Annotated in this window: 8 protein-coding genes; 6 read left to right on the top strand and 2 right to left on the bottom strand. The window is 66.1% G+C overall.

Features of this window, described 5'->3' with window-relative positions; translation table 11 throughout:
* The 6 genes from gcvPB to JHC57_RS07810 all read left to right on the top strand — a co-directional run.
* The coding region (gcvPB, locus tag JHC57_RS07835; protein WP_294029453.1) for an aminomethyl-transferring glycine dehydrogenase subunit GcvPB at positions 1-1,013 on the top strand (1,013 nt) is incomplete at its 5' end.
* Entirely contained in the window at positions 1,013-1,360 is a 348-nt protein-coding gene (locus tag JHC57_RS07830; protein ID WP_294029452.1) for a hypothetical protein, read from the top strand. The genes gcvPB and JHC57_RS07830, both read left to right, overlap by 1 nt.
* A gap of 17 nt (positions 1,361-1,377) precedes the next feature.
* Positions 1,378-1,824: an ABA4-like family protein gene (locus tag JHC57_RS07825; protein WP_294029451.1), complete on the top strand. Its 447-nt coding sequence runs from the start codon at positions 1,378-1,380 to the stop codon at positions 1,822-1,824.
* Between the two features lie 14 nt (positions 1,825-1,838).
* Complete coding sequence (locus tag JHC57_RS07820) at positions 1,839-2,456, top strand: DUF938 domain-containing protein (RefSeq protein ID WP_294029454.1); 618 nt, start codon at positions 1,839-1,841, stop codon at positions 2,454-2,456.
* Between the two features lie 100 nt (positions 2,457-2,556).
* Positions 2,557-4,116 carry a fatty acid--CoA ligase gene (locus tag JHC57_RS07815; RefSeq protein ID WP_294029450.1) on the top strand — a complete coding sequence of 520 codons (1,560 nt, stop codon included), beginning with the start codon at positions 2,557-2,559 and terminating at the stop codon, positions 4,114-4,116.
* Positions 4,113-4,535, top strand: a complete 423-nt coding sequence (locus JHC57_RS07810; protein ID WP_294029449.1) for a hypothetical protein — start codon at positions 4,113-4,115, stop codon at positions 4,533-4,535. The genes JHC57_RS07815 and JHC57_RS07810 overlap by 4 nt, the downstream gene beginning before the upstream one ends.
* 177 nt (positions 4,536-4,712) lie before the next feature.
* Here JHC57_RS07810 and JHC57_RS07805 read toward each other — a convergent pair whose 3' ends face one another.
* Together JHC57_RS07805 and JHC57_RS07800 are read right to left on the bottom strand one after the other, a co-directional pair.
* Entirely contained in the window at positions 4,713-5,336 is a 624-nt protein-coding gene (locus JHC57_RS07805) for a glutathione S-transferase family protein (protein WP_294029448.1), read from the bottom strand.
* Positions 5,333-6,265, bottom strand: a complete 933-nt coding sequence (locus tag JHC57_RS07800) for a DMT family transporter (protein ID WP_294029447.1) — start codon at positions 6,263-6,265, stop codon at positions 5,333-5,335. Before JHC57_RS07800 ends, JHC57_RS07805 begins: the two co-directional genes overlap by 4 nt.
* Positions 6,266-6,337: the final 72 nt, after the last annotated feature.

Genomic DNA, 6,337 nt, shown 5'->3' with positions numbered 1-6,337 from the left:
ACGCGCGCGGCGAGGATCGCCGCGTCATCCTCGTCCCCGAAAGCGCGCATGGCACCAACCCCGCGACCGCGGCCTTTGCCGGCTTTACGGTCGAGGATATTCCCGCGACCGCCGAAGGCCGCGTCGATCTCGCGGCGCTCAAGGCCCGCCTCGGCCCCGACGTCGCCGGGGTGATGATCACCAACCCCAACACCTGCGGCCTGTTCGAGCGGGAGATGAAGGCCATCTCGGACGCGGTCCACGCGGCGGGCGGCTACGTCTATTGCGACGGCGCCAATTTCAACGCGATCGTCGGCCGCGTGCGCCCCGGCGATCTCGGTATCGATGCGATGCACATCAACCTTCACAAGACCTTCTCGACCCCGCACGGCGGCGGCGGGCCTGGCTCGGGCCCGGTCGTGCTGTCGGAGGCGCTGGCGCCCTATGGCCCGCTGCCCTTCGTTGCGCGTTACGCCGATGGCAGTCACAAACTGATCGAGGAAGAAAATGCCGCGGAGGAACATCCGGCAACCTTGGGCCGCATGACCGCCTTCCACGGCCAGATGGGCATGTTCACCCGCGCGCTGACCTATATCCTCAGCCACGGCGCCGACGGTCTCAAACAGGTCGCCGAGGATGCGGTGCTCAACGCCAACTATGTGCTGCGCAGCCTGGAGGGCGTGCTCGACGCGCCGTTCGCGGCGTCGGGCCCGTGCATGCACGAGGCGCTGTTCAGCGACAAAGGTCTCGCCGAGGGTTTCTCGACGCTTGATGTCGCGAAGGGGCTGATCGACGAGGGCTATCACCCGATGACGGTCTATTTCCCGCTCGTCGTCCATGGCGCGATGCTCGTCGAGCCGACCGAGACCGAGAGCAAGGCGGTGCTCGACCAGTTCATCGGGGCGCTGCGCAGCATCGCGTTGCGGGCGAAGAACGGCGATCCGGCGCTGAAGACCGCGCCGCATTTCGCCCCCCGCGCGCGCCTCGACGAGACGGCGGCTGCACGCAAGCCCATTCTCGCCTGGGAGGATTGATGGCCGAACACCGCCCCGGCCTCGACCGTCCCGAGCCGCGCTCGGGCGTCGGTTGCGTGGCGGCCGGGGCGTTGTTCGGGGTCGTCGCGATCCTCGGCTGGCTCATCGCGATCACCGCCTACGGCCTCGTCGTCGAGCAGTGGGAGATGATCAGGGTCCGCCACGAGTTCGGTTATGACTGGGTCTTCGTCTATGCGCCGCTGTTCGCCATCGGCCTCGGCCTTGCGACGGCTTTCCTCGTGTCGCGGCGCGCTTCCGCGGCGCGAATGACCTTGCTGATCACGGTTACCGGCGCCATTGCCTTGCTGGCGGGCGTCGTGGTCCTCGGGCTCGGCGGACTGATTTGATAAGGCGGGGACGCGCGATGAGCTGGGATAATATCTTTCTGTTGGCCAATTACTGGGCCTTCGCGGGCTGGATTGCGCTGGCCTTTCTGCCGCGCAGCCCGAAGATTCTTGCGGCGATCCTCTATGCTGGCGTCTTTCTGCTTTGCCTCGCCTACACGGTCCTGATCGTCGGTTTCCTGACCGGCGGTATCGACTTGGGCGGATCGGGCGGCGCCGATTTCACGACGCTGAAGGGCGTGATGAAGCTGTTCGACAGCCCCGGCGGGGCGACCCTCGGGTGGATCCATTATCTGGCGTTCGACCTGTTCACCGGCATGTGGATCGCACGCGACGCGGACCAGAAGGGGTTCAGCCGCGCCGTGCAATTCCCTTTCCTGTTCCTGACCCTGATGGCCGGACCGGTCGGTCTGTTCGGCTGGCTGATCGTGCGCGAGCGCCGTGCGCGGGCGCAGGCGAAAAAGTGACCGCGCAGCCCTGGATGCCGGGCGACGGCGCCGCGGCCGACAAGCGCCACGCCCCCGCGACGCTACGCAACCGCGATGCCATCGCGGCGGTTCTGGCCGACTGGTTACCGGCCAGCGGAACCGTTCTGGAGGTCGCAAGCGGATCGGGCGAGCACGCCGTTCACTTCGCCGCCGTCTTTCCGCAGCTCGACTGGCAACCGAGCGACCCCGATCCCTCCGGGCTGACCTCGATCGCCGCGTATCGTGCCGAGGCCGGGCTGGCGAACGTCGCGCCACCGATCGCGCTCGACGCGGCTGCGGGTTCGTGGCCGGTCGACCAGGCCAACGCGATCCTCTGCATCAACATGGTGCATATCAGCCCATGGGCGGCGACGCTCGGCCTGATCGCCGGCGCCGCACGGTTGCTTGCGCCCGGCGCGCCGCTGATCCTCTATGGCCCTTATACCGAACCTGACGTCTCGACCGCCGAGAGCAATCTCGCTTTCGACGCGAGCTTGCGCTCCCGCGACCCGGCTTGGGGCTTGCGCGATACCGGCGTCGTCAAGGCGGCCGCCGCGACCGCCGGCCTCGCCTTTGACGAGCGCCGCGCGATGCCCGCCAACAATCTGATGCTGCTCTTCCGCCGCACCTGACGTCCCTGACAGGATGGGCGATCGGCGCTTTACCTCGCGGGTAGAGCCGCTAGCCTTTCGCGATGCCGCGCAAAAGACGCGATTCGAGGAGAGTGAGGCGATGGGCCGCGACGTTTCGGAGCTGTTTACGTTCGACGAATTCCTGACCCATTGGGCGGGCGAGCGTCCGCACCGCGTGGCCATGCGCGAAGAGGATCGCGTCTACACCTACGCCGAACTAGACGATCGCACCGCGCGCGCCGCGTCGGCGTTGCTCGCGGCGGGGCTGGAAAAGGGCGACCGCATCGCGTGGATCGGCAAGAACAGCGATCTCTATTTCACCCTCTTCTATGGCGCCGCGCGCGCGGGCATCGTGATGGCGCCGATCGGCTGGCGCCTGTCACCGACCGAATGGGCTTTCATCGTCAATGATACACAGGCGAAGATGGTCTTCGCGGGGCCGGGATTCGACACGCTCGCCGAACAGCTCGCGGGAAAGCTGCAGAACGACCCCGCGATCCTCGGCGCTGCCGAGGCGTGGGCGATGATCGATGGGGCCGAGCACGTGCCCTTCGAACCGTCGGGCACGAGCGATGCGGTGCTCCAGCTCTATACTTCGGGCACGACGGGTAACCCCAAGGGGGCGGTGCTGTCGAACCGCAACCTCTTCGCGCTACGCAAACATTCGAGCAGCCTCGACCTGCCCTATACCAAATGGGAGGATGACGAGGCCGTGCTGGTCGCGATGCCCTGCGCGCATATCGGCGGCACCGGGCTCGGCATCATGGCGCTCGCGGCGGGCCTGCCCGGCGTCGTCCTTGCCGAATTCAACCCCGACGGCGTGTTCGACGCGGTCGAGCAGCATGGCGTAACGCGCTTCTTCATGGTCCCGGCGGCGCTCCAGATGCTGCTGATGCACCCGCGCTGCGCCAGCGTCGATTACAGCCGCCTCAAATATATCCTCTATGGCGCTGCCCCGATCCCGCTCGAACTGCTGCGCCAGTGCATCAAGGTGTTCGGCGCCCAGTTCATCCAGGCCTATGGCATGACCGAAACGACGGGCACCATTTCGATGCTGCCACCCGAGGATCACGACCCCGCGGGCAATGCGCGGATGCGCTCGGCGGGCAAGGCGCTCCCCGGGGTCGAAATCGTCATCCTCGGACCCGACGGCCAGCCGGTCCGGACCGGCGAGGTGGGCGAGGTCGTTACGCGCTCGTCGAACAATATGCTCGGCTATTGGAACCTGCCCGACGCGACGGCGAACACGATGACCGACGACGGCTGGATCCGCACCGGCGACGCCGGCTACCTCGACGCCGACGGCTATCTTTTCATCCACGACCGGATGAAGGACATGATCATCACCGGCGGCGAGAATGTCTATCCGGCTGAGGTCGAAAGCGCGATCTTCGGCCACCCGGCGGTTCAGGAAGTCGCGGTGATCGGCATTCCGGATGCCAAATGGGGCGAGACAGTGAAGGCGGTCGTCGTCGCCAAGCCCGGCACCACGGCCGAGGAAGCCGACATCATCGCCTGGGCGCGCGAGCGCATCGCGCCGTTCAAATGTCCGCGCAGCATCGACGTGATCGACGCGCTGCCCCGCAACGCCAGCGGCAAGATCCTGCGCAAGGACCTGCGCGCGCCCTATTGGGAAGGCTATGAGCGGATGGTGAATTGAACGGCGCGTCAGAGCCATCGCTCGCGGGGCGCTGCCTGTGCGGCGAAACCGGCTGGACGTTCGCCGGCGATCCCGGGTCGATTACCGCGTGCAATTGCAGCATGTGCGCACGTTACGGTACGCTATGGGCCTATGATTATGAAAACGAGAGGATTTGCCTCGATGGTGCGACGCGGACGTTCACGCGTCGCGGCAAGGCGGATCCGGCGCTCGAAATCCATTTCTGCCCCGCGTGCGGCTGTGTGCTCGGTTGGCGCGGACTCCGGATCGAAGCGGACGGCCGCCGCCGAATGGCGATCAATATCCGCCTCGCGCCGGCCGGGGCCGTGGCGAATTTGCCGATCGATCATTTCGACGGCGCCGACACCTTCGAGGACCTTCCGCCCGATGGTCGCTGCGTTCGCGATATGTGGTTTTAGATCGGGCGAAATCGCCGGTGAAAATGTGAAAGCCAACCTGTCCGCCGTGCCATAAATTGGCCCCACATACGGCCTTTCACGCGACCTACACCCCGAAAGGCCGATGCGTTTTCCTCGTTGGCGTTGCCATGCACGGGGGGCACGGAGGGCTTCACCAAATGGTGGAGCCCTTTTCCGTTATGCGGCCGCCTTCTGGCGTTGGCGGGCGCGCTGAAAGCCTTCGCGCGCCATACAGCGATCGCGCCACCCCTTCGTCGCCTCGCCCAGCACGTCGTCGGCACCAAGCGTCGTCGCGAGGAAGGCGGCATAGCCGATCACGATATCGGCGATGGTGAAGCGCTCCGCGACGAGCCACTCGCGCCCGTCGCCCAGCGCCGCCTCGATGCTTTTTGCCCGCCCGCCGAAGAAGGCCCTGTAGTCTTCGACCGCCTGCGCGAGCCGCCGTTCCTCGGGCTCGACGCGCGTGTAGCGGATCATGATTGCCAGCGGGAAGGTCAGCGTCGCATCGCTGCGATGCAGCCAGTTGCGCCACGCCCAATAATCACTTTCGTCGCGGCGGACTTCGAGCGAAGTCCCCTCGGCGATACGTTCGCAGATCGCGGCGGACTCGGTCATCAACCGGCCATCCTCGACCCAGCCGGGAATGGTCATCAACGGGTTCACCGCGCGATAGCCGGGCTCGAATGCGCGCGGCGGGAATTTCAGCATCCGCAAATCGACGTCCATTCCCGTCTCCTCGACTGCCCACAGACAGCGCAGCGAGCGGGCATCGGGACAATGGTAGAGAACAGGGCGCGTCATGCGGCAACCTCCTTCGGCCGGTCGATATGGCGGCGATGCTCGCGCCAGGCGATGAACAGGCCCGACGCGACGATCAGCGGTGCACCGACCCAGGTCGTGTCGGCGGGCAGCGTGCCGAAAAACCACCAGCCTGCCGCGATCGCCCAGAGCAGGCTCGAATAGTCCATCGGGATCACGACAGAGACGGGAGCGAGGCGCAACGCGCCGGTGAGCGACATCTGCACGATCGCGCCGAGGAAACCCAGCCCGATCAGCAGCAACCATTCATCGCCGCTGTGCGGCGTGAAGACGAAGGGCAGGGCGATCCCCAGAGGGATCATCGAGAGCAGGCTGAACCAGAAGACGATGGTTGCGGCATTTTCGGTACGGCCGAGGTCGCGCACCGCAATCGTGATCAGCGCGGTCATGATCGCTCCCGTCAGCGCGACGAGCGTCCCGATACCGTGCGTGCCGCCAAATCCGCCTGCGAAGCCCGAAACCGGATCGAGCACGATGAGTACGCCGATGAACCCGACGATCACCGCGCTCCAACGCTGCCACCCTGTCGCCTCGCCGAGCAGCAATGCGGCAAAGATTACCGCGAAGACCGGCACCGACAGGCTGATCGTCGTCGCCTCGGCCATCGGCAGCAGGATCATCGCGCCGAAATTGCACGCCATGCCCGTCAGCCCCATCATCATCCGCCGCGCATGCGCGCCGATGCGCGCGGTTTTGAGCGACGACATCCCGCTCGTCGCCCGAACCCACAGGAGGAGGAAGGGGAGGACGAGTACCTGCCGCCAGAACAGGCTCTCGACGATATGGATGCCCGCGCGGTCGACATATTTGACGACGACGAACATCAGGGAGAGGCTCGCCATGGCGAGCAGCCGTAGCGCGATTCCGCCGAGATAATTTTGCGGGGCTGCGGAGGAAGGCGCGTCGCTCATGCCGGATTGCGCATATCAGCGCCGTGGGGCGACGCAACCCGTCATCCCCCTTGCTCCCGCTCCACAATCGGG

Source organism: Sphingopyxis sp. (assembly GCF_016463645.1).
GTDB lineage: Bacteria > Pseudomonadota > Alphaproteobacteria > Sphingomonadales > Sphingomonadaceae > Sphingopyxis.
This window is presented reverse-complemented; position numbering and strand designations above follow the sequence as displayed.